Source organism: Bacillus sp. SN1, from assembly GCF_002796895.1.
Classification (GTDB): domain Bacteria; phylum Bacillota; class Bacilli; order Bacillales; family Bacillaceae; genus Bacillus; species Bacillus inaquosorum.
Genome location: NZ_PHIE01000005.1, coordinates 243,042 through 265,178, shown reverse-complemented (window position 1 = coordinate 265,178; position 22,137 = coordinate 243,042). Strand labels below are relative to the sequence as shown.

The following is a 22,137-nucleotide window of genomic DNA, read 5'->3' as shown; positions in this document are numbered from 1 at the left end:
TCCCCTTTATCATGTATCTCATATCAATGTACCATTATTTTCTTATTCCTGCATGTCATACAATAAAAATAGAGAGGGTTCCCCCTCTACTTCAACAGCTTCATTGCAGCCCGCTCCAGCAGCTGGACACCTCGCGGCAGAATGTCTTCCTGGATATCGAACTTTTCATGATGATGCGGGGCGGCGATGTCGGTGCCGATGATCATATACGTTCCTTTTCCTCCCCGCTCTTGAACCCTTTTGATCATGTAGCTTGCGTCTTCGCTCCCTCTTGATCCTGTTTGAATGCCTTTGCAAGAAGAAAAACCGTCAACCTCTGCAGCCGCTTCAAGCACAGTTTTGATCATTTCCTCGTCACATTTGATCGGAATGGCTCCGCCGATGATGTCGATGTCATATTCAAGCTCATGCATGGCTGCACTGTGGGCAATGATCTTTCGTACGCGTTCCTCCAGATCACAATTGACCTCTTCTGAATCAGACCGCGTTTCAATGATCATTTTGGCGTGCTGCGGGATGATATTTGCCGCTGTTCCGCCTTCAAGCACACCGACATTAATGCGGGTATCTCCTGAGCTGAAACGCGGAATGGCGTGAATGTTTAAAAGCGCTGTTGCCGCACCTAGCAATGCATTCTTGCCAAGCTCAGGCGCCGCGCCGGCATGAGAGGAGACGCCGCGGAAATGGACAGCCATTTTTGTCGTGGCCAGAAACCCTTCCGCTCCGCCGTATATTTCTCCCAACGGCACATTGGTGCCAAGATGGTGGCAAAGAAGATAATCGACATCATCCAGCATGCCTTTCTCGGTGACGGCGTACGCTCCGCGGACGCCCTCTTCGGCGGGCTGGAAGACCAGCTTTAAGGTGCCCGCAAAGTTTCCGTGTGCCATCGCTTTTGCCACACCTAACCCAATGGCGGTGTGGCCATCATGGGCACAGGCGTGCATATTTCCTTCAAATTCAGACCGGAAGCCCTTGGCGAACGGGACATGGTCCGCCTCTGCGCTTTCTGTAATCGGAAGTGCATCCATATCAAAGCGAAGCGCGACGACCGGTCCCGGTGCATTTCCCTCCAGCGTGCCGATGACTGCGGTGTATCCGCCTTCCATTGGCGCAATGATATCGGGATGCGCTCCATTTTCTATTGCACGTTCAAAAGCCCGCTGCAGGTCTTTTTCAGAAGGGACGCCTCTGCGGGCATCGCCATCAATTGCATCCTTTCCATATGTCACGTCGTATTCAAGGGCCAGCAGGGTTTCCACAACCTTTCCGGCTGTACGAAATTCCGTGAAGCCCACTTCTGGATGCCGGTGAAAATCTCGTCTCACTTGAATAATATCCATATCTCCCACCCTTTGTTGTTTTTACTTTGCATAGACGCCCGGCCCGATTGGCCAGCCAAATACGTACCAAATAAACATCATGAGCAGCCACGCCAAGAAGAATAGAACCGTGTACGGAATCATTGTTGAAATCACGGTTCCAAACCCCGCATCTGTTTTGTAGCGCTTATAGTACGCCAGCAGCATCGGCAAATAAGGATTCATCGGCGTGATGGTGTTGGTGGCGGAGTCCGCTATCCGATAGGCGATTTGAATAAAAGCGGGATGGAAATCCAGCAGCATCAGCATCGGAATAAACACGGGTGCCAGCAGCGCCCATAACGCGGAACCGCTCGTAATAAACAGACTGACGATACACGTCAGAAACGAAAATCCGATTAATACAGGGAATCCCGTTAGATGAATAGATTGCAGAAAGTCAGCGCCTTTTACCGCCATAAAAATCCCCATATTGCTCCATGTGAAAAAAGCGATAAACTGAGAAATGACAAATACGAGCACAATAAAACCTGACATACCTTTAACGGAATCACCCATCAGCTTCGGAACATCTGTCTGATCCTTAATACGTCCGGCCATGATGCCGTAGACAACCGATACAGTAACAAAAAACAGTAAAATGATTGGGATAATGCCTTTCAGAAAAGGTGAGGAAAGAATTGAGCCGTTTTCAGGATCTCGCAGGAGCGCTCCCTCCGGTACGACTAATATCGCAATGATGCCCGCGTATAAGAGAGCCGCAGCCCCTGCCCCCTTCAGCGCTTTAATCTCTTTTTTCGTTAAAGCCGCCATTTCCGGCTGATATTCGCCGCGGTAACTGCCAAGCCGGGGTTCAACGATTTTGTCTGTCACCCATGCTCCGATAAAGGCTAAAACAAATACGGAAGCGGCCATGAAAAACCAGTTATCAACAGCGGACACGTGAGCATTTTTGTCGATCGTTTGGGCGACCTTTGTGGTGATGCCGGAAAGCAGCGCATCTGTCCCGGCAATCATCAGGTTGGCCGTAAAACCTGATCCTACCCCTGCTGAAGCGGCCGCAAATCCGGCGAGCGGATGACGGCCGGCTGCCATGAAAATCAGCGCGCCTACCGGCGGAATAATCACCCATGCCGCATCGGAAGCCAAATTCCCTAAAATCCCGACAAATACAACGGAATAGCTGATGATCGCTTTCGGAATGTGGGCCATCATCTTCTGCAACACAGCTTCAATTAAACCGACCCGTTCCGCCAGCCCGATGCCGAGCACCATTGTAAGCACAAGGCCGAGCGGCGGAAATTGAACAAAGTTGTTTACCGCTTCCGTCAGCATCCAGTGAATGCCCTCGGTGCTAAGCAAACTTTTGACTGCTATTGCTTTGCCGTCCGCCGGATGTGTTACTGCGTTTCCAGCCAGCAAAACAGACATGGCGATGATGATCATAGATAAGTAGATAAACAGCATAAAAGGATCAGGCAGCTTGTTTCCAGCCTTTTCGATCCACTTTAATATTCCTTTATGCTCAATCTTTTGTAAAGAATCAGCAGTCATTTCCGGCAGATGTTTAGCCATAGCGCCCTCCTATAATCGGTTTTAGTATGCCTTTACAGAAAACGTATGATGGGAATTGAGAATAAAAAAGACTGAATTTACAAATAATTTAACACCTGCTGGTAATGCGTTTTCGTCAAATGTGAATTTAGGATGGTGATGAGGATAGATCATCTCCTCGCCTCCCGCTCCCAAAGCGATGTAACAGCTCGGCACTCGTTCAGAAAATGCGGAGAAATCCTCACCGCCCATCATCGGTTCTAACGGAAATACCTGTTCCTCTCCCCAAAGACTTACTGCTGCTTGTTTCACAAGCTCGGTGATATCCCGATCGTTTACAACAGATTTGTATCCATGGCGAAAATCAAATTCATATGAGGCGCCGTGGGCTTCGGTTACACCTTTTATGATCTGCTCCATCCGCAGTTTCGCCTGTTCCCGGATTTCTTCCTTAAACGTTCGCAATGTCCCGCCCAGCGTTACGGTATCTGGGATGACATTGTAGGCTGATCCTGCGCTGCACATCGTGACGGAGAGCACCAGCCTTTCTGCTGGATCTGTATGTCTCGAGGATATGGTTTGCAAATGAGAAATCAGCTGAGAGGCGATCACGAGCGGATCGACGCACTGTTCGGGCTGGGAGGCGTGTCCGCCTTTTCCTTGAATCGTGATATCAAAACGGTCAGAATTCGCAGTGACAGCACCTGATGCCAGACCGATTTTTCCCAATGGCATTGCAGAAAACAGATGGATGGCTAAGCACATATCAAGATGATCGGTAACACCGGCCTGCACCATTTCCTGCGCTCCGCCGGGATGAACCTCCTCAGCATGCTGAAAAATGAAATAGACTTCGCCCCTGATTTCGTCCTTTCTCTGAGATAATATCTCAGCCGCCCCAAGCAGCATAGCGGTATGCCCATCATGGCCGCAGGCATGCATCACTCCCGAATGCCGGGAAGAAAAATCGCTCTCATGCTCCTCCTGAATCGGCAGGGCATCCATATCAGCGCGCAGCCCAATGCGTTTACCGGTCCGGGAACCGATCAGCCGGGCGACCACGCTTGTCCTTGTCGGACGTCTGATGTCAAGGTTGCCAAAAGTAGAAAGCGTATCATATACAAATTGAGCTGTTTTTTCTTCTTGAAAGGACAGCTCTGGGTATTGATGGAGATGTCTCCTCCATTCAATCACATTCTTGTACGTAGCGGCATATTCATCCATCATGCTTCCAGCCCCCAATCGTTTTTAGAAACTCTTGCATTTACTTTATTGATTATATGGCGCTGGTTCAATCGGAATGTCAGACAATCTGACTTATTAAAGGTGACATGGATCAAAAAAAGAAGAGGAAATCTGACAGATTTCCTCTTCTACTGCTCTTCCACCCCATCAAGATACTTTCTCTCAAAGTCGTCGAGCAATGCACGTACTTCATCTGTCGACTTTGTGTTCATGCATTGATTTCTTAATTCACTTGCCCCTCGGAACCCGCGGAGATAAATTTTGAAAAAACGAGGAAGAGGCTTGTACGGACGGGCTTCTAATGCTGAATATTTATCATGAAGATCCAGATGCAGCCTTAAGAGATCAAGCAATTCCTTGCTGCTATGCTCTTTCGGCTCCTTTTCAAAGGCAAATGGATTTGTAAAAATACCACGCCCAATCATAATTCCATCAACACCGTATTGTTCAGCAAGTTTCAAGCCAGTTTGACGGTCAGGAATATCCCCGTTTATTGTTAACAATGTATCTGGTGCCACCTCGTCACGAAGTTTCTTAATCTCTGGGATGAGCTCCCAATGCGCATCTACTTTGCTCATTTCTGCTCTTGTACGCAGATGAATAGAAAGATTGGCAATATCCTGTTTCAAAATGTGTGTCAGCCACTCGCGCCATTCGTCTACATCCGTGAAACCAAGTCTTGTTTTTACGCTTACGGGCAATCCCCCTGCTTTTGCTGCTTGTATTAACTCTGCTGCAACTTCCGGCCGGCGGATAAGACCGCTTCCCTTACCGTTCTGTGTCACATTAGGCACAGGACAGCCCATATTGATATCTAGTCCTTTAAATCCTAACTCTGCCATGCCAATACTCATTTTACGAAAGTTTTCAGGCTTATCTCCCCATATATGGGCTACCATTGGCTGTTCATCCTCTGTAAAAGTTAAACGGCCGCGTACGCTATCCTTCCCATCCGGGTGGCAATAGCTCTCTGAGTTTGTGAACTCTGTAAAAAACACATCCGGTCTGCCTGCTTCACTTACTACATGCCGGAAAACAACATCTGTCACATCTTCCATTGGTGCCAGTACAAAAAATGGCCGTGGTAGTTCACGCCAGAAATTTTCTGTCATAACAAAAATCAATTCCTTTCATTAGGGGATACGGCTATACCTGTATCTCAATATTAAAAAACTGACCATGCTTTCTTTTTACACTTATCGCATGCGAAAGCATTTCTTATCAATCTATAGTAAATTTTGAACATTTCACGTGGGATGATTATCTACCCTATTTTTTATATTGTGGTTAACACTGGCTCTGACCTTCGTCTTTCTTAGTGGCCTTACTTTTGAACTTTTTGGATAAAAAGGATTCCAACCTAAATAGAATATCATATGAGTTCTCCATATTACCAACGCAAAATAATTGTCCTGTTATTGAAGATAAGATATTTAACGCTACACCATATCCGCATCTCAATATCATATTTGCGGAAAAACTAATTTCAAGAGATAAACTTTGATTAAGCAAATTGAGTTGGGGGTGGTATAACTGAGTACTCAAGAGAATGAAAAAACCTCTACTTAAGCTACTGCTACCACTTATGAATCACATGGAGTAAAGAGGATGAGATGAGAAAATAAACTCCTACTAAAAAAATGCAAGAACTTTAATCTGAACCATTTGGGATTTGTTCATGATTTAGAAAATAACCAACGCAGCAAGCGGCAACCTACTATATATTTGTATAGAGTTATAATTCGATAATCCTGATCCAGAACCAATAAAATAGACTGCTGACTTAGTGTCGCAGTCTTCACTCATAAGATTAATTAAGAAAGTGTTCATTTTCTTTCATCATTAAATAAGGCATCAGAAGTTATTGCTTTAATTTCGAATATCCTTTGTTACCCCTGTAATTATTTGTATAATAGTGAAAACTCCCAAGAAAACAGTAATAATATTAAACCATGGATTATCATAGAATGAAAGATATGTTTGAAAGAAATCTAGTTCAACTATGTTTGCTGGGAATCCATTCATTTCTCTATACTTAGGACCCCATCCCGTTAATTCTACAAAATTAAAATAAAGCTGAGAAACTAAAAATGCCAAAAATGTTTGAAACCAACTTCTTTTATATAACGGTCGTTTTTTATATACTTTATCCATTTAGTTATCCATTTCCTTCTCTGCAATACTTTTTAGCCAAGTGTCAATCTAAATTATTATGAAGCATGATTGTCGCAAGGATATAACCATTGTAGGTATTACTGTAATAGTTGTTATCGTCTCGGCACTATTATTTAATTGTTGTAGTGCTCATACGTTATTCATTTTAAAATGGGGTTGGCCATCATTTTCACCTCTTTCATTTATTACAATGTTTCAACTTTTTAAATCGAATGACTCTTGAAATGATATACGCCATACCTTTCCTTATATTCCTATAATCAATATTTCACACGTGATAACTGCAAGTCAATATATAATTTTACAAATTATGAAAAATACATCTATGATTTTAAATCATTCTACTCATGTATTTTAATCATACTGGAAGGAAATTTTTCCGGTTAAATAACTGCTAATTAGAAACATAAACATTTAAAGTTTTGCTTATAGGAAGAGGGATAAATTATATACAATCTTATCTATTTAATAAAATATATAAAGGAAATGGAGTATGTAAAAAATGAAGAATTTCGATGGTTTTCATATTTGCCAGTTTACAGCCTATAAGCGCTCATACTGAAGAATCAAATAATGATGACTCTATCATAATTAACCTCGACTCAAAAGTAAGTGAATCGACAATAAACAAGGTTCAGAAATATAGAAACAAATTTAAGCCTATTTTCAGCAATCAAAGATATTGAGGAGTAATCGATTATTGTAGATACTGAAGAGTCTTTTATTCCAGTTGAAGATAATACACAAGACTTCCATGGGCGATGATATAACATAATTAATTTAAGTTTACCTACTTTCTTATCAAAAAAGATAAAGAAGATAGAGATCGCTAGTAAGTCACTAGGCTTTCGAAAGGGATATGAACCTACTTTAGGGACAAGTGTAGCGCTCCAATAGTAACTGCTACAGCAGCCCTATTTAAGACAGAGTACTACGTTCGAGTTAAAATAGACTTTTCCTACCGAACCCCCATTTTCATACTTTTTCTGTTCAAAATCGGCTGTTTTTCACCCGCTTTTCAACACGTTTTTTCAATTCTTTTCGCCAGTTAAAATAAAGATCTCCGAGAATGAGAAGGAAGATAAAATTGAGAAAAGACAGTTAGGACAAGGGCTGCGCACGAAAAAGACCCGGAAATCGGAATTGTTTATTTTACCGAAATCCAGGTCTTATTAGGAAAACTATTTTATGAATGGGAAATGTTCTTTTTAGTTAGACGATTTCAATACAAGCTTCGCCACAGCTTCCACATGAGCCGTCTGCGGAAACATATCCACAGGCTGAATATATTCCACGCGATAATCCTTTGACAGCGCCTGCAAGTCCTTTGCAAGCGTGGATGGATTGCAGGATACATAGACAAAGCGTTTCGGTTTGACTTTTTTGATCGTGTCCAGGAATGTAGTGTCACAGCCAGTTCTTGGCGGGTCGACGATGACGACGTCCGGACGGAAGCCTTCTTTCGTCCATTTCGGGAGCCAATGCTCAGCTGTTCCTGTTACGTATGTGGAATTTGTCATGCCGTGTTTTTTGGCGTTTTTCTTGGCATCATCAATTGATTCCTTGATGACGTCCATGCCGCGGACTTCCTTCGCTCCGTCCGCCACCCACATGCCGATGGTGCCGACGCCGCAATACGCGTCAACGACTTTTTCTTTTCCGGTCAGCTGCGCCGCTTTTTTCACTTCGTCATACAGCTTGACGGTTTGCTCCGGATTGAGCTGGAAGAAAGCGCGGGCGCTCAGTTCAAATGATACGTCTCCAAGCACCTCTTGGATCACTGTTTTTCCGGCGAGCGGTTTTGTTTTCTCACCGAAAATCACAGAGGTTTTCGCTCCGTTTACATTTTGGATAATGGATTTGACCTCTGGCAGGCGCTTTTGGATCGCTTTGACGATTTCTTCCTTGTGCGGAAGCGTTTCTTTTGCTGTCACAAGCACGACCTGCACTTCGCCTGTTTCAAAGCCGACTCGCGTCACAATGGTGCGAACGTCGCCTTTTCGCTTCCGTTCATTATAAACAGACACATTAAAATCCTCTAAAATGCGGCGGACGATTCCTGTTGTTTTATTTGTTGCCGGATGCTGGACGACGCAGTCTTTAATCGGCACAATATCATGAGAATCAAGGCCGTATAAGCCGGCGATGATGCTGCCGCTTTGCGAGCGCCCGATTTGGAATTGGCTTTTGTTGCGGTAATTCCACGGGTTGTCCATGCCGATCGTTTCTTTGATTTCCATGTTCTCTATTTTAAACTTCGTATGGCGCTCAAGCGACTGAATGACGATGTCTCGTTTTTCCCGAAGCTGCTGGCTGTATGCAAGGTGTTGAAGCTGACAGCCGCCGCACTGTTCATATACAGGACAAGGCGGTGCCACGCGGTGCTCCGACGATTTGCGGATCTTCTTAATGCGCCCCTCCGAAAACTTCGGCTGAACCTTTGTGGCCTGCACGACAACCTCTTCACCAGGAAGCGCGCCGGGCACAAAGACGACTTTTTTCTTAAAGTAGCCGACACCTTCTCCGTTAATACCGAGACGCTTAATCGTCAGCGGAAAGGTTTGTCCGACTTTCAGTTCGACGGGCCCCTGTTTCTTTTGTTGGTTCACGTTGTTCTCTCCGTTTCTATAATGAAGCTTTCTGCAGATGGCAGAAAGTGAAATGTTTTTTCACATCTTTCTAGTATAACACGTTTGCAGGATTTCCTTCATTGTCAGATGAATTATTCGATACTCCTCCACAAATACAGAGACGCATAGCTTAAATAAGGCTCCCACTCCTTGCTCATCGCTAGCATGACATCCTTTGCCGGCTTATCGTCCAGCTGAAAATGGCGTTTGATCGCATTCTGGAGACCGATATCGGCAAGCGGGAATAAATTAGGGCGTCCAAGGCCGAACATAAGGACGTTTTGCACGGTCCACGGACCGATGCCTCTGATTTTGATCAGTTTCTTCATGATTTTTTCATCTGATAATTGCGGCAGCTCTGACAAGTTAAGCGTGCCTTCTGCGATCATCTTTGATATATCAATGGCGTATTCCGCTTTTCTCATGCTGAATTGCAGATCGCGCAGATCCTGATAATCGAGTTCCGCAATCGTTTCCGGATTTGGATAGCACCACACGCCGTCCTTCTGCTCGCCAAAAGCATGGACAAACCGTTCTGTTAGCGTGTAAGCGAAGGAAAGATTGAGCTGCTGGTGGATGATGCATTTCATGATGCAGTTGTACACGCTGTAGTCCAGTACAAGCGGCGTGCCCGCATGCTCTTCAAAAATGGCGGACAGACTCGTTTTCGAAAAATGAGCGAGAACGTGCTGCAAATCATGTTCCCATTGAAAAATCCGCTTGATTTCCTTCATCATCTCATCCTGATCCGTTTCCCCGCTGACGAGAAACTCAGGCTCGGCCGCGTGGCCTAACGCCTGTACCTTCACAATACACACATCCCCCGCCTGATTTCTGATCGGCACGCGGATTTCCCGCGCTTCTTTATCTACCGCATTGAGGGGATCTAAAGACAGTCTGTCCAACACCCGGTCAAAATGGTACGGAGGCGTAACAGATACGTTTTCCTTCCACATGCAATCCACCCTTTTTCCGTTTTTTGTTCAGTATAACACGCCGCTGGAAATAGGCAGAGATCACCGTATACTTTTCTCATAAAGGCCGCATGATATAATGGCAGGTGGAGGGTTGTTTATGATCAACATTACCGCAATTACAACAGAGCATCAGCTGCTGAAAAATATACCGATCGAACGTGTGGAACAGCCTGATATTGCATGGTACTGGGTTGATTTTTACGGCCCGGAGGATACGGAAACGGCGTTATTGAGAGATTTTTTTCATTTTCATCCGCTTGCCATAGAGGATTGCTTCCAGCATATGCAGCGGCCGAAGCTTGACCATTATGACGGCTATCGCTTTTACGTGATTCATGCGCTGAACCACGAAACGCTTGAGATGGAAGAAGTCGATATTTTTCAAGGCGAAAGATTTGTCGTCACCTTTCATTTACACGAAACACCCGGTATCGCCAAAGTCCGGGAGCGATTGTATGCTTCACCCGACATATTTAAAAAAGGGCCTGGGCACATTTCTTATATGATCATGGATCAGCTTGTTGATGAGTATTTTCCTCTCGTGTACAAAATTGAAGACCGGCTAAACGAAATTGAAGAAAGCCGGCCCCACAAAACGTACGGAACACTGATGAATGAGGTGTTTGATCTCAGGACAGACCTTTTGCACTTGAGACGGACAATTATTCCAATGCGTGATTTGCTCTATCGGATTCTAAGCCTAGACCATGTGAAAGAGCAGCGGGAAACGAAAGCCTACTTCAGTGACATATACGATCATTTGTTAAAATTGTCTGAGATTGTGGAATCCAACCGTGACATGACGTCCGACTTGCGCGACAGCTACGTGACACTGAATTCAAACCGGATGAACGCGATTATGATGACACTGACGATCGTGTCAACCATTTTTATTCCGCTCACCTTTATCGCCGGGGTATACGGCATGAACTTCGACAACATGCCGGAGCTGCATTGGAAATACGGATATTTTGCCGTGCTCGGCCTGATGGCCGCGCTTGTGATCGGGATGCTGATATGGTTTGTACATAAAGGATGGTTCAATATATTTAAATGAGGACAGCGTGAAGCTGTTCTTTTTATGTTGGCAGATCATGTTCTTTTGTTTATAATGGAAAAAATATTCAGGGAGTGATCAGATTGAAAATCGCTGTCATCGGACTCGGCAATATGGGACAGCCCATTGCCCGAAACGTGCTTCAAGCAGGCTACAAATTGACTGTTTATAACCGAACGAAACAAAAGACGAAAGAACTTGCATCAGAAGGCGCACAGGCAGCTGACACGCCGCGACAGGCGGCAGAGTCCGCTGATATTGTGATAACGATGCTTTCAGATGACGATTCTGTCAGCGCCGTGACATTTGGAGAAGACGGATTGATTGAAGGATTAGCAGAGAACGGCATTCACATCTCGATGAGCACGATCAGTGTTGAGTTCTCAGAAAAGCTCGCAGCAGCTCATGCGGAGAAAGGACAATCCTTCCTCGCCGCTCCTGTGCTCGGCAGGCCGGATGCCGCCGCCAAAGCCGCGCTCCGCATCATAACAGCCGGACCGGCGGAAGCAAAGCAAACAGCCAAGCCTCTGCTTGACAGCCTGAGTCAGCAGGTATTTGACGTCGGCGATGAAAGCAAGACTGCAAATGCAGCCAAAATCAGCATCAATTTCTTGCTCGTGTCTATGCTTGAGGCATTATCTGAATCATTCTTACTGATGGAAAAGTACGGCTTAGAACAAAAACAATTTTTAGAAATCGCCAGCGCGCTCTTTGGCTCTCCTGTCTATCAAAATTACGGAACCATCATGGCCGAGCAGAAATTTGAGCCGGCCGGTTTCAAAATGACCTTAGGTCTCAAGGATACCAATCTGGCACTCGCCGCCGCAGAACGAGTCTCTGCAAACCTCCCTCTTGCCGAGCTGGCCAAGAGCCATTTTGAAAGCGGGATCGAACAAGGCTTCGGAGATCTGGATTGGGCCGCACTGATTAAATGTATAAAATAATGAGAAAAGCCTCTCCGTTTAAGGAGGGGCTTTCTTATTACAAAGACGGCAGCTTCATCTCTTTCTCAAACATCAAATCATCAATGCTTTTAAATGTATAGCCTTGTTTTTTTAGATCTGTGATCGCATCATCCAGAGCTTCGGCATTGTCCCTCGATACGGTGTGAAGCAGGTAAATGGCTCCTGGATGCGCCTGCTTGATCATATGATCGTAGGCATATTTCTTCCCTTTTTGGTTGTTGATTTTCCAATCAACAAAAGCGACCGACCAGAAAACGGTTTGATAGCCTAAGCGTTTCGTTTCTTTCAGCACATACTCACTGAACACGCCGCGGGGTGGACGGAGATACAGGTTGTCCTGCTTTCCCGTAATTTTATAGACCTCTTCGTTGACGGAATCAAGTTCGTCTTGAATCTGGTCAGCTGTTTTTTTCGTCAAATCCGGATGGTGAAAGGAATGGTTGCCGATAATATGGCCTTCATCTGACATTCGTTTGATCAGCTCAGGCTGATCCTTTACGAAATGCCCTGTGACAAAAAATGTTCCTGTTACGCGATGTTTTTTTAAGACATCAAGCACTTTTGGCGTATAGCCATTTTCATAGCCGTTATCAAACGTTAAGTAAATCGTTTTTTCCTTTGTATTGCCTAAATAAAACGCGTCATATTTTTCAATTAAACTGTTCAGCTGCTTCCCGGCATCAGGCGGCTGATGATTGACACTTCGTTTAAAGCCCCAGTTAATCGGCTCATTCGGCACCGCTTCCGCCTGTGCCGCGCCCCCGGCAAGCAAGACGGCGGCGCAGCATATTGAACACATCCACTTCATGGCCAGCGCTCCTTCTGGATTTTTTCTTATTTTACAGAAAGGCGCTTTGTTTTATACTGACGCTTTATGCCAATATAAAAACCGCGGCATGCGCGGTTTTATTCCCAATCTTTTTTAAAGCGTTCGTATTTGGCTTCCAGGTCATCAAGCATGCTGATAAGCCTGTCTATATCTTCAACGTCGGTTGCTTCAGGGTCTAATGAATCGATGACGTTCATAAACATATCAAGTCTGTTCTTCAAATAATCTAGCTGCTGGTCCTTATTGTTTACTGCGTTCCCCATTGTGTTCCTCCATTCATTTTTTATTATGGTAGCTCATTTTTTGCCGTTTTTCAATCGCTCCGCTACTTGCGAACTTGTCAATTCAGGTCTAAAATTAACTGTTGGCAGCGTTAGTATGCCCCATTTATAAAGGAGTTAGATAGTCATGACACAAAACACGAAGCTGCGTCCGATTACACCCGAGTTTGACCCTTGGGAAGCCTATATGGATGTTGAGCAGTATGGCGAAATGCAGCTGACAAACGTTGAATTCACAACGACGACACTGTGCAATATGAGATGCGAGCATTGCGCTGTAGGCTATACCTTGCAGCCTAAAGACCCGAATGCTCTGCCAATAGATCTTCTGTTAAAACGGCTGGAGGAAATCCCGCGCCTCAGGTCCATCAGCATTACAGGCGGAGAGCCGATGCTTTCGTTAAAATCAGTAAAGGAATATGTCGTTCCATTATTGAAATACGCCCATGAACGGGGTGTGCGGACGCAGATCAATTCCAACCTGACCCTTGATATTGAACGATACGAATGGATTATTCCGTATCTTGATGTGCTTCATATTTCTCATAACTGGGGTACAGTTGAGGATTTTGCTGAGATCGGATTTGCCATGATGGACAGAAAACCCACCTTCGAACAGCGCGCGCGTTATTTTGAAAAAATGATCGAAAACAGCCGCACGCTTGTGGAAGCCGGGGTAATGGTATCTGCGGAAACGATGCTGAATAAACGCACACTTCCTCATATTGAGCATATTCACCGCCAAATCACAGAAGATATGAAATGTCAGCGTCACGAAGTCCATCCGATGTATCCGAGCGATTTCGCAAGCGCTCTTGAATCTCTCAGCCTGAAAGAGATGAGACAGGCCATTCACCGCTTGCTGGATATTCGTGATGAAAATACGTGGATGCTGTTCGGGACACTTCCGTTTTATGCCTGCAGTTCAGACGAAGAGGATCAAAAGCTGCTTCGCCGGCTTCGCGCGGCGAAAAACGTCACGGTGAGAAATGACCCTGACGGCCGTTCCCGCCTGAATGTGAACATTTTCGACGGAAACATTATCGTGACCGATTTCGGCGATACACCGCCGCTTGGCAATATTCAGACGGACAGCCTCCCTTCCGCCTATGAAAAATGGAGAGAGACCAAGCTTGCGAAAGAACTGAATTGCCACTGCCCGAATGTCCGATGCCTCGGGCCGAATGTTCTCGTCAAAAACAGTTATTATCAGAATACAGATTTCACAAAACGTCAAGCCAGGAGTTAGATGCGGATGGAAGAAACACTTACGGAGATTTTTCAGAATAAAATCGTCGATATTCTCCTCGTTGCCGTTATCCTTTGGATCGGTGTCTTTATCATCAACCGATTGGTGCAGCTATTTTTTAAACGGACGGACTTTATTGAAGAAAGAAAAGAAAAAACAATTGAAAGCCTTGTCCGTTCTGTCACCCAGTATACGGCGACGATTGGTTTTATCTTTTACGTTATTTCTTTATTTGTGCATGATTTCGGCAAAATTTTAGCCGGGGCAGGCGTGGCCGGTATCGTGATCGGTTTTGGCGCCCAATCGCTGATTAAGGATGTGCTGGCGGGTGTGTTCTTAATTTATGAACGCCAGCTGCACAAAGGCGATTATGTCACCGTCAACAATTTGTTTAACGGGACAGTGGAAGAAATCGGCCTTCGCTCTCTGCAAATCCGGGAATGGAGCGGGAAGCTTCTCACCATCAGCAACGGCGAGGTCAGGCAGATAGAGAACTATAATATCGATTTTATGCGGATTACCGAATCCTTTCTCATCAGCTTTAAAGAAGATCCGGACCGCGTGTACAGCGTATTGGAAGAGGCATGTGACATGCTGAATGAAGAGCTTCGGGATTCATTGAAGCGGGATGAATTCGGCAATCCGACAGAACCGTTTCAAATCCACGGAATCACCGCATTGAATAAAATCAATCGCGGCATCGAATTTACGGTAAAAGGCATGGTAAAAGATGATGATTATTTCAGCGCCAGCCTTGCAGTAAGACGGGTTCTCGTTCGCCAGCTGTACCAAAACAATGTGCAAATGCTTGAGGAAGCGGTCAGAATCGAGAGAACGCAATAAATAAAAAAACTGATTCCGAGTTGGAATCAGTTTTTTGTTTATCTTGGCTGTGAGGAAAGCTGAAAGCCAAACGTGACGTGGTCTTGAACCGGAATCCAGGCGCCGATACCCTGTGACGTGACATTTTTCACGACAAGTTTTCGTTTATTCCCTTTCAGCACTAAGTACACTTCTCCGTAAGTCACTTTTCCTTTTTCATTCACAGCCGGTGCATATGCATTTAAATAACCGAGTTTTTTAGGAGCGACTTTATAAATCTGATCCCGCTTTGTACCCGCTCCGACGACTGTATCAAATGCAAGCGGAAGGTTCGTTTTTTTCATCGCTTTCAGCATCATCATGCTTTTGACATCTTCCGCATTTGGAACCTTAGCTGTCAGGCCGCCCTTTACTTTGTATTGCTGTTCCTGGGCATAATGCATTTCAGCCGTTTCTTTCCCGCCGCGGTTATCTGCACGGTTTGTGTTGATTTTTTTATATTCCCAGTTCGCAACTGTTTCATTTGATTCATAGCCGAGCGCCCATTTCCCGAGAAATATTGTTGCCCGGTAGCCGACCGCAAGCGGTGTGCCGGATATGTTGGATTCATTCAGCATTTTGATGAGGTGCGGATTTTCAATCTTCACCTCAGAATGATCGAGCAGTTCCTTTGCCAGCTTGCTCGGCTGAAGCATCGGCTGATCCTGTGAAGCATTTGGATACGTATTTTCCTTTGAAATGCTTGCGACAGAATTAGGAACCTTAAACTGCTTTTCCGCGTGGATGGGCTGAACGCCGAAAAAACCAAAGAATAACAACACAATAAGTGTGGAATGAAATAGCTTTTTCATCATATCACTCTTTCTATGGCATTTTCCCTTAGTCTTTTCATCCCGCTTTATTGTTATCCATCATTTTTTTGGTTAAAGAAGGAAAAAGCCGATCGCCATAATGATATATGCGGCAAGCAGTGTCGCCCCTTCAAACCAGTTGGAATCACCGTCATTCGAAATGGCGATCATCAAGAGAACTGATGATACCATCGCCACGAGCTCCGGCAGTGTAAACACAAGCGGCATGCTTACCGGGAAAAAGATGGAACAGATGACGAGAACCGGTGCGACAAACATAGCAATTTGCAGCGTGGAACCGACTGCGATTTCAACCGCAATGTCCATTTTATTTTTATAGGCCATGATGATGGCTGATGCGTGCTCCGCGGCATTACCGACAATCGCAACGATAATGACCCCGATAAACAGCTCACTCCAGCCGAACTGCTCAGCCACCGAGTGGAATGTGTGCACCAGGTTTTCGGATATGTATGCCACAGCAATCGTTGCGGCAAACAAAACAATCGTGGCAACCTTCCCTGACCATTCCGGCTCCTCCTCTTCCACATGCTGGGCAGCATGATTCGGCTGATAAACACCGCGGTGCGTGACGAGCTTAAAGTATAGAGCCGCCACATACAACAGAATCAAAATGATGCTGATGCCGATGCTTAAATTGAGCTTGCTCACGTCGCCCATACCAACGGAGAATACCTCAGGAATCACGAAAGCGACAATGATGGCAAAAATCAAAAGACCGGAATTATGGCGTGCATCATGGATATTGAATTCCTGCCGCTTATATTTTAAACCGCCGACAAAAAACGATAGGCCCGCTACCAGCAGCAGGTTCCCCAGCACTGAACCGGTTAAAGAGGCAAGCACGATTCCGGTCAGGCCTTCCTTTAATGCAAAAAGGGAAATAATCAGCTCAACCGCATTCCCGAAGGTGGCGTTTAAAAGACCGCCGATTCGCGGGCCTGCGATGATGGACAGCGCTTCTGTCGCCCTCCCCATATAGCTTGCAAGTGCGATAATCGTTATGCAATACACTGCAAAGAGAATGGCAGAAGGCCAATGCATGAAACTGCCGATCACAGAAAGCGGAATTCCCGCAGCTACTAAAATAAAAAAGATACGATTCATGGTGAGTTGGCTCCTTTTATATGACTTGTTTTATTTTTATTCTTCACAAAAATCATCATGATTACACGAGGTCAAATGTTTACCTGTGATATAGGCTTTTTTCAGGTTGCCTGCTTTTGGAAATCATTGTACGATCAACATAGATTCCACATAAGGAGAACAAACGCGATGTCACGATTTCATTTCTTTATTCTTGTTTTGCTCGTTTCCATTTCCGGGTTTTCACAAGGCATGCTGCTGCCTGTCATCTCGATCATTTTTGAAACAAATGGGGAATCGGCCGCCATCAACGGCCTGCACGCGACCGGACTGTACATCGGCGTGCTTTTAGCTTCACCGTTTATGGAGGCGCCGCTCAGAAAGCTCGGATTCAAGCCGCTGATCGTCATTGGCGGAAGCATTGTGATTGTAAGCTTGTTCGGATTTGTTTGGCTTCAGTCGGTTTGGATCTGGTTCCTGCTTCGCCTGTTTATCGGAATCGGCGACCACATGCTTCACTTTTCTACGCAAACGTGGGTGACCTCCATGTCATCGAAACAAAACCGCGGAAGAAACCTGTCGATTTACGGGCTTTCCTTCGGTCTTGGCTTTGCCGCGGGCCCGTTCATGGTTCCGCTTGTCAAGCTGAGCCCGGCGCTGCCTTTTATCGTGTCCGGCTGCTTCAGTCTGTTTGCGTGGCTTTTTGTTTTCTTTCTACAAAATGCATACCCGGAAACCATTCCTTACGAAACCAAATCAGACAATAGTTTCAGGCGGTTTTATCAAGCCATGCTGTTTGGATGGGTTGCCTTTATGCCTACATTCGGCTACGGCTTTTTGGAGACGGCCCTAAACGGAAGCTTTCCGGTGTACGCGCTCCGGCTGGGAATAACAGTAGATGCAGTGGCGCTGATCCTTCCCGCTTTTGCGATTGGTAGCATTATTTTTCAGTTTCCGCTCGGCATCCTCAGCGATAAATATGGGCGGCGGAATGTGCTGCTTGTCATTTTACTGACAGGGGCGCTCTGCTTTTTCATCGCCGGCGTATTCCCTTTGCCTTTCGTGATCGGCTGCTCCTTTTTTATAGCGGGAATGGCAGTCGGATCAACCTTTACACTTGGCATCAGCTATATGACAGATCTTCTTCCGCCCCACCTGCTGCCGGCGGGGAACCTGCTTTGCGGCATTACATTCAGTCTCGGCAGCATCCTTGGCCCGATTGCCGGCGGCTGGTATATGCAGACATTTGAAAGCGCAAACTTGTTTTATTTCATTACCCTTACACTTAGCGCTGTATGGCTGGCCCTTGTCCTGGGCAAACCCAAAAGCTGGTCACCGGCTGAGACTTATTCTTCATCTTCCTAATCAAAAAGCCTCCTGACATGACGTCAGGAGGCTTTTATACTAATGATAGCCGTTTTGTCCGTTGGCGCTTCCGCTTGTTTTATTGCTCGATTTGCTTTTCGAATTTTGTTTATTGTGGCTTCCGCCTTTTTTCGTATGTTTGGTCATCACGATAGCCCCCCGACATCTTTTTGAACCGAAGTTCGTTTATAGGGTGCGCTAATAATAGGGATTTTCATCAGGAAGCTTTTTACGTTTATGTAAAAGAGCGTTGATTTCTCCCCCTAGGATAATTAATATGCCGCTTAAGTAAAACCAAATCATCAGAACGATGATTCCCCCAATGCTTCCATATGTGGCGCTATAATTTGCAAACGTACTGACGTAAAATGAAAACAAAGTGCTGACAACGATCCAGCCGATGGTCGCAAACACCGCACCCGGCATGACAAAGCGGAGGGAGAGCTTTTTGTTCGGTGCGATGACATACAATGCGGAAAAAACGATCAGCAGCACAAGCGGGCTGACACCCCAGCGAACCGCCTCCCAAACGGATAAAAACAGATCCGACGCACCGACAAAGTCTGAAGCAAGCATCCCGATCTGCCGGCCGAATACCGGCAGAAGCAAAGCCACTAAAATGGTAAATACCATGGCGATTGTCAGAAAAATTGAGGTTAGACGAACAATGATAAAAGAGCGGTTTTCCTCCACATCATACGCATGATTTAACGATCGGACGATGGCGTTCATTCCATTAGACGCAGACCATAAAGCCGCGATAATCCCGAATGACAGCAAACCGCCATTTCGATTATTTAAGGTTTGATAGGTAATGGATTCAACGAGGGACATCGCACTGGCGGGAGCATATTGTTCGACAACTCCCAGAACATCATCGGTAGAAAGCGGAAGATACGCGGTGAGCGTCAGCATAAAAATCAAAAACGGGAACAACGACAATAGAAAAAAATACGCCAGCTCCGCTGATTTGCTTTGCCCTTCATGAAGGGTATATCTGCTGAAAAGCTCTTTTAAAAAATTCATGTCGTCTCACCTCGCATGTTTGATTATTTTTTTGTAAAATGCTCTTTCGTTTGTTGTACGAGCTCCATCACTTGCGGCGTTGTTTTCTTCAGTTCTTTCACCTGCTGATTCACAAAGTCGACTTCCTTTGACAGCGTTTGTGCCAGCTTCTTAGCCTCATCCACTTTTGTGATGACGGTGTTTTTCAACAGTTCCGGATTGCTTTTGTACAGTGAAAGTTTATGCTTGCATGTCAGCCATCTCATGCCGCATGCCTGTCTTGTCGGCTTATGGAGCAGCGATAACGCCGCGCCTGCCGCAGCTCCGAGAAATATACCTTTCAGCATCAAACGTTCGTTGTTCATGCAAATTCTCCTTTCACTCACAATTGTTTTTCTTTTTGAATGGATGCAAGCAGATGCTCACAGCCCGATTTGATTAGTTGGCAGACCTCTTCAAAGTTCCCTGTGTAGTAAGGATCGGGTACGTCGGCAAGGTCTGAATCTTCAACAAAGTCCAAGAGCCTTTTGATATGCGAGGTGTTCTTAAAACCCGCCATGCTTCTGAGGCTCCCGATATTTTCTGCGTCCATCGCAATGATGTAATCAAAATCGGCCAGATCCTGTTCGCTGACTTGACGCGCCAGCATGCCCTCAAAGCTGATTCCTTCTCTCTGCAATATCTCCTGCGTTCCTTCATGCGGTGGATCGCCGATGTGCCAGCCGCCGATACCGGCTGAATCCGTCTTGATTTTCCCCTCTAATCCTTTTTTGGCTGCCAAGTCCCGAAAAATCGCTTCCGCCATCGGAGACCGGCAAATGTTTCCTAAACAAACAAATAACACGCTTATCATGTTGCACAACCTCCCTATTCTTTGCCCATATTTCTCTAAAAAGAAACCTTCATCAATATCTTAGTAGGATGTTCATTTCCTTTTCAACTGATGTCTCCACTTTTTTGAAATCAACAGCCAGCTCTTAGAATAGGGTTTTTTTCTGATCGAATTCTGTTAGAATAAAACATACCCAATAACGCGCAAAGAAAGGATGGAACCATTTGTCCAGCCCAAATACAGAAACGTTAACTCAAATGATTGAAGAGATTTCCCAAAAACTGAACATGCTGAACGTCGGCGTGATTAAAGCGGAGGATTTCAGTGATGAAAAGATCGAAGACCTCACGTACCTTCACAGCATGGTGATGAAAAAACAATCATTCAGCCCAAGTGAAATGCAGGCGATTGCTCAAGAACTAGCCTCACTTCGTAAATAATGAAGACTGGCCGAAAACTCGGCGAGTCTTTTTTATCATTGCCTCAAAACCAATTTTCCTTAAGATAGGCGTCATGAATTAAGAAATACAGACTGCCAAACATGAAACAGGGCGCCCTTGCTTTCCAATATCGGACGGGCCAAGACATGCCTGTTTATAACATCAAACAGCAAATGTTCGAAAAAGATTTGAAGGAGTACAAGCATGAAAACGACATCTATCAAAACAGCATCCGGAATGTATATCAACTACTTCTTTCTCGGAATGGTCAATATCATTCTCGCATCCAATATGTCCTCTTTAACGAAACAGTGGAATACAGACCCGACCGGCATCAGTTATGTCATTGCCGCTATTGGATTCGGCAAGCTGCTGACATACGGCATTTCCGGCGTTTTATCAGATAAAATCGGAAGAAAGCCGCTTGTTGTCGCTTCTGCAGGAATTATGGCCGTCTTTTTAGTCGGTATTCCTTTATCACCGAGCTATGAATTGGCGTTTGTGTTCGCCTTATTAGCCGGAGTCGCTAATTCAGCGATGGACGCCGGAACCTATCCGGCATTAACCGAGCTCTTCCCGGCAGCTTCCGGCTCGGCGAATGTCTTGGTCAAAGCCTTTATGTCTGTCGGGGCTACACTTTTGCCGCTCTTGATCACATTTTTATCAGACCACAGCTTGTTTTACGGATTTGCTTTTTATCTCCCGGCAGCAGTCTATGCGCTGAATATCGTTTATTTATCAACGCTTTCGTTTCCTAAGAGACAGAAGATGCCAACTAGCAGCGGCCAACAGGAATCTCCCGCTTTCTTGTCTGAACCCGTTTTTCAGAAAGAAGGCACCGCACTGATCATTATCGGTTTTACATCAACGGCTTTATTTACCGTTTCTCAAATCTGGCTCCCGAGCTACGCGCAAAAGGCTGCCGGTCTAGCTGAATCAGCATCCGTGCAATTGCTGAGCTATTACAGTATAGGATCTCTGACATCCGTTTTATTATTAGCCGTTTTGCTGAACAGATGGGTAAAGCCAGTCATGATTACGCTCTTATACCCTGTTATTACTTTATGTACGCTCGCAGTCATGCTGACGGTTCATGTGCCAGTTGTGCTGGACATCACCGCCTTTTTCTTAGGGTTTTCAACCGCGGGTGTGTTTCAAATTACCATTACATTAATGACAGAGCTTTTCTGGAAGCGAAAAGGAACTGTTACCGGAATTGTAGCGACCGCTTCAAGCATCGCGTCTATTCTGCTGCCGATTGCCACCGGGCTTATCGCAAAAGCGGGAGGCATCGCCCATATTTTTATGTTCGACTTCGGCATAGCAGTTATCGGAACAGCTGCAGCCGCCTTTTTGTATTATAGATACAAAAAACTGACGGCTGCTCCAAGCCGTAATTAAATAAAAAACGGACGCCCCGGGCGTCCGTTT

21 protein-coding genes are annotated in these 22,137 nt (G+C 45.4%); 7 read left to right on the top strand and 14 right to left on the bottom strand.

All coding sequences use genetic code 11. The features are described from left to right. Window positions 1-86: 86 nt before the first annotated feature. The 7 genes from CVV77_RS17675 to CVV77_RS17640 all read right to left on the bottom strand — a co-directional run bounded on the left by CVV77_RS17675 (window position 87) and on the right by CVV77_RS17640 (window position 9,882). Window positions 87-1,343: an amidohydrolase gene (locus CVV77_RS17675; RefSeq protein WP_100276071.1), complete on the bottom strand. Its 1,257-nt coding sequence runs from the start codon at window positions 1,341-1,343 to the stop codon at window positions 87-89. 21 nt (window positions 1,344-1,364) lie between these two features. After that, window positions 1,365-2,897: an AbgT family transporter gene (locus tag CVV77_RS17670; RefSeq protein WP_100276070.1), complete on the bottom strand. Its 1,533-nt coding sequence runs from the start codon at window positions 2,895-2,897 to the stop codon at window positions 1,365-1,367. A 21-nt stretch (window positions 2,898-2,918) separates the two neighbouring features. After that, the gene (locus CVV77_RS17665) at window positions 2,919-4,103 is read right to left on the bottom strand and encodes a M20 metallopeptidase family protein (protein ID WP_088111319.1); all 1,185 of its coding nucleotides are present in this window, start codon (window positions 4,101-4,103) and stop codon (window positions 2,919-2,921) included. A gap of 146 nt (window positions 4,104-4,249) precedes the next feature. After that, window positions 4,250-5,233, bottom strand: coding sequence for a tRNA dihydrouridine synthase (locus tag CVV77_RS17660; RefSeq protein WP_100276069.1), 984 nt, complete (start codon window positions 5,231-5,233; stop codon window positions 4,250-4,252). Between the two features lie 757 nt (window positions 5,234-5,990). Then, window positions 5,991-6,275 carry a YfzA family protein gene (locus CVV77_RS17655; protein WP_015252550.1) on the bottom strand — a complete coding sequence of 95 codons (285 nt, stop codon included), beginning with the start codon at window positions 6,273-6,275 and terminating at the stop codon, window positions 5,991-5,993. 1,229 nt (window positions 6,276-7,504) lie between these two features. After that, window positions 7,505-8,905 (bottom strand): 23S rRNA (uracil(1939)-C(5))-methyltransferase RlmD, encoded by a 1,401-nt coding sequence (gene rlmD, locus CVV77_RS17645; protein ID WP_100276068.1) that lies wholly within the window; start codon window positions 8,903-8,905, stop codon window positions 7,505-7,507. 113 nt (window positions 8,906-9,018) lie between these two features. After that, window positions 9,019-9,882: a DNA-3-methyladenine glycosylase family protein gene (locus CVV77_RS17640; protein ID WP_019257793.1), complete on the bottom strand. Its 864-nt coding sequence runs from the start codon at window positions 9,880-9,882 to the stop codon at window positions 9,019-9,021. Between the two features lie 118 nt (window positions 9,883-10,000). On the opposite strand from CVV77_RS17640, the gene corA reads away from it, so the two are divergent. Both corA and CVV77_RS17630 read left to right on the top strand, forming a co-directional pair. Next, a complete protein-coding gene (gene corA, locus CVV77_RS17635) occupies window positions 10,001-10,960 on the top strand; it encodes a magnesium/cobalt transporter CorA (protein WP_060398173.1) in 960 nt (319 codons plus the stop codon). A gap of 83 nt (window positions 10,961-11,043) precedes the next feature. Next, complete coding sequence (locus tag CVV77_RS17630; protein WP_100276067.1) at window positions 11,044-11,904, top strand: NAD(P)-dependent oxidoreductase; 861 nt, start codon at window positions 11,044-11,046, stop codon at window positions 11,902-11,904. A 37-nt stretch (window positions 11,905-11,941) separates the two neighbouring features. Here CVV77_RS17630 and pdaA read toward each other — a convergent pair whose 3' ends face one another. Together pdaA and CVV77_RS17620 are read right to left on the bottom strand one after the other, a co-directional pair. Then, window positions 11,942-12,733: a delta-lactam-biosynthetic de-N-acetylase gene (pdaA, locus tag CVV77_RS17625; protein ID WP_060398171.1), complete on the bottom strand. Its 792-nt coding sequence runs from the start codon at window positions 12,731-12,733 to the stop codon at window positions 11,942-11,944. Between the two features lie 98 nt (window positions 12,734-12,831). Next, window positions 12,832-13,017, bottom strand: a complete 186-nt coding sequence (locus CVV77_RS17620; RefSeq protein ID WP_003239829.1) for an SE1561 family protein — start codon at window positions 13,015-13,017, stop codon at window positions 12,832-12,834. A 145-nt stretch (window positions 13,018-13,162) separates the two neighbouring features. Here CVV77_RS17620 and yfkAB point away from each other — a divergent pair, with 145 nt between their 5' ends. Together yfkAB and mscC are read left to right on the top strand one after the other, a co-directional pair. Next, window positions 13,163-14,284, top strand: a complete 1,122-nt coding sequence (yfkAB, locus tag CVV77_RS17615) for a radical SAM/CxCxxxxC motif protein YfkAB (RefSeq protein ID WP_019257789.1) — start codon at window positions 13,163-13,165, stop codon at window positions 14,282-14,284. Continuing rightward, complete coding sequence (gene mscC / locus CVV77_RS17610) at window positions 14,285-15,127, top strand: mechanosensitive ion channel protein MscC (protein ID WP_100276066.1); 843 nt, start codon at window positions 14,285-14,287, stop codon at window positions 15,125-15,127. It begins immediately after the preceding gene. A 38-nt stretch (window positions 15,128-15,165) separates the two neighbouring features. Here the strand turns inward: mscC and CVV77_RS17605 are convergent, their stop codons facing one another. Further along, entirely contained in the window at window positions 15,166-15,960 is a 795-nt protein-coding gene (locus CVV77_RS17605; RefSeq protein WP_080010751.1) for a YfkD famly protein, read from the bottom strand. 69 nt (window positions 15,961-16,029) lie between these two features. Then, entirely contained in the window at window positions 16,030-17,085 is a 1,056-nt protein-coding gene (gene cax, locus CVV77_RS17600) for a calcium/proton exchanger (protein WP_003239837.1), read from the bottom strand. A 168-nt stretch (window positions 17,086-17,253) separates the two neighbouring features. On the opposite strand from cax, the gene CVV77_RS17595 reads away from it, so the two are divergent. Further along, the gene (locus tag CVV77_RS17595) at window positions 17,254-18,429 is read left to right on the top strand and encodes an MFS transporter (RefSeq protein ID WP_100276065.1); all 1,176 of its coding nucleotides are present in this window, start codon (window positions 17,254-17,256) and stop codon (window positions 18,427-18,429) included. A 198-nt stretch (window positions 18,430-18,627) separates the two neighbouring features. Here CVV77_RS17595 and CVV77_RS17590 read toward each other — a convergent pair whose 3' ends face one another. Genes CVV77_RS17590 through yfkJ form a run of 3 tightly spaced genes read right to left on the bottom strand, consistent with a single transcriptional unit; the run spans window position 18,628 to window position 20,287 of the window. Further along, a complete protein-coding gene (locus CVV77_RS17590) occupies window positions 18,628-19,455 on the bottom strand; it encodes a YihY family inner membrane protein (protein ID WP_100276064.1) in 828 nt (275 codons plus the stop codon). A 23-nt stretch (window positions 19,456-19,478) separates the two neighbouring features. After that, window positions 19,479-19,799 carry a hypothetical protein gene (locus tag CVV77_RS17585; RefSeq protein ID WP_088111325.1) on the bottom strand — a complete coding sequence of 107 codons (321 nt, stop codon included), beginning with the start codon at window positions 19,797-19,799 and terminating at the stop codon, window positions 19,479-19,481. A 17-nt stretch (window positions 19,800-19,816) separates the two neighbouring features. Next, window positions 19,817-20,287 (bottom strand): protein-tyrosine-phosphatase, encoded by a 471-nt coding sequence (yfkJ, locus tag CVV77_RS17580; protein ID WP_100276063.1) that lies wholly within the window; start codon window positions 20,285-20,287, stop codon window positions 19,817-19,819. 203 nt (window positions 20,288-20,490) lie between these two features. On the opposite strand from yfkJ, the gene CVV77_RS17575 reads away from it, so the two are divergent. Continuing rightward, a complete protein-coding gene (locus CVV77_RS17575) occupies window positions 20,491-20,706 on the top strand; it encodes a DUF1128 domain-containing protein (protein ID WP_003223104.1) in 216 nt (71 codons plus the stop codon). A 204-nt stretch (window positions 20,707-20,910) separates the two neighbouring features. Continuing rightward, window positions 20,911-22,107 carry an MFS transporter gene (locus tag CVV77_RS17570; RefSeq protein WP_100276062.1) on the top strand — a complete coding sequence of 399 codons (1,197 nt, stop codon included), beginning with the start codon at window positions 20,911-20,913 and terminating at the stop codon, window positions 22,105-22,107. Window positions 22,108-22,137: the final 30 nt, after the last annotated feature.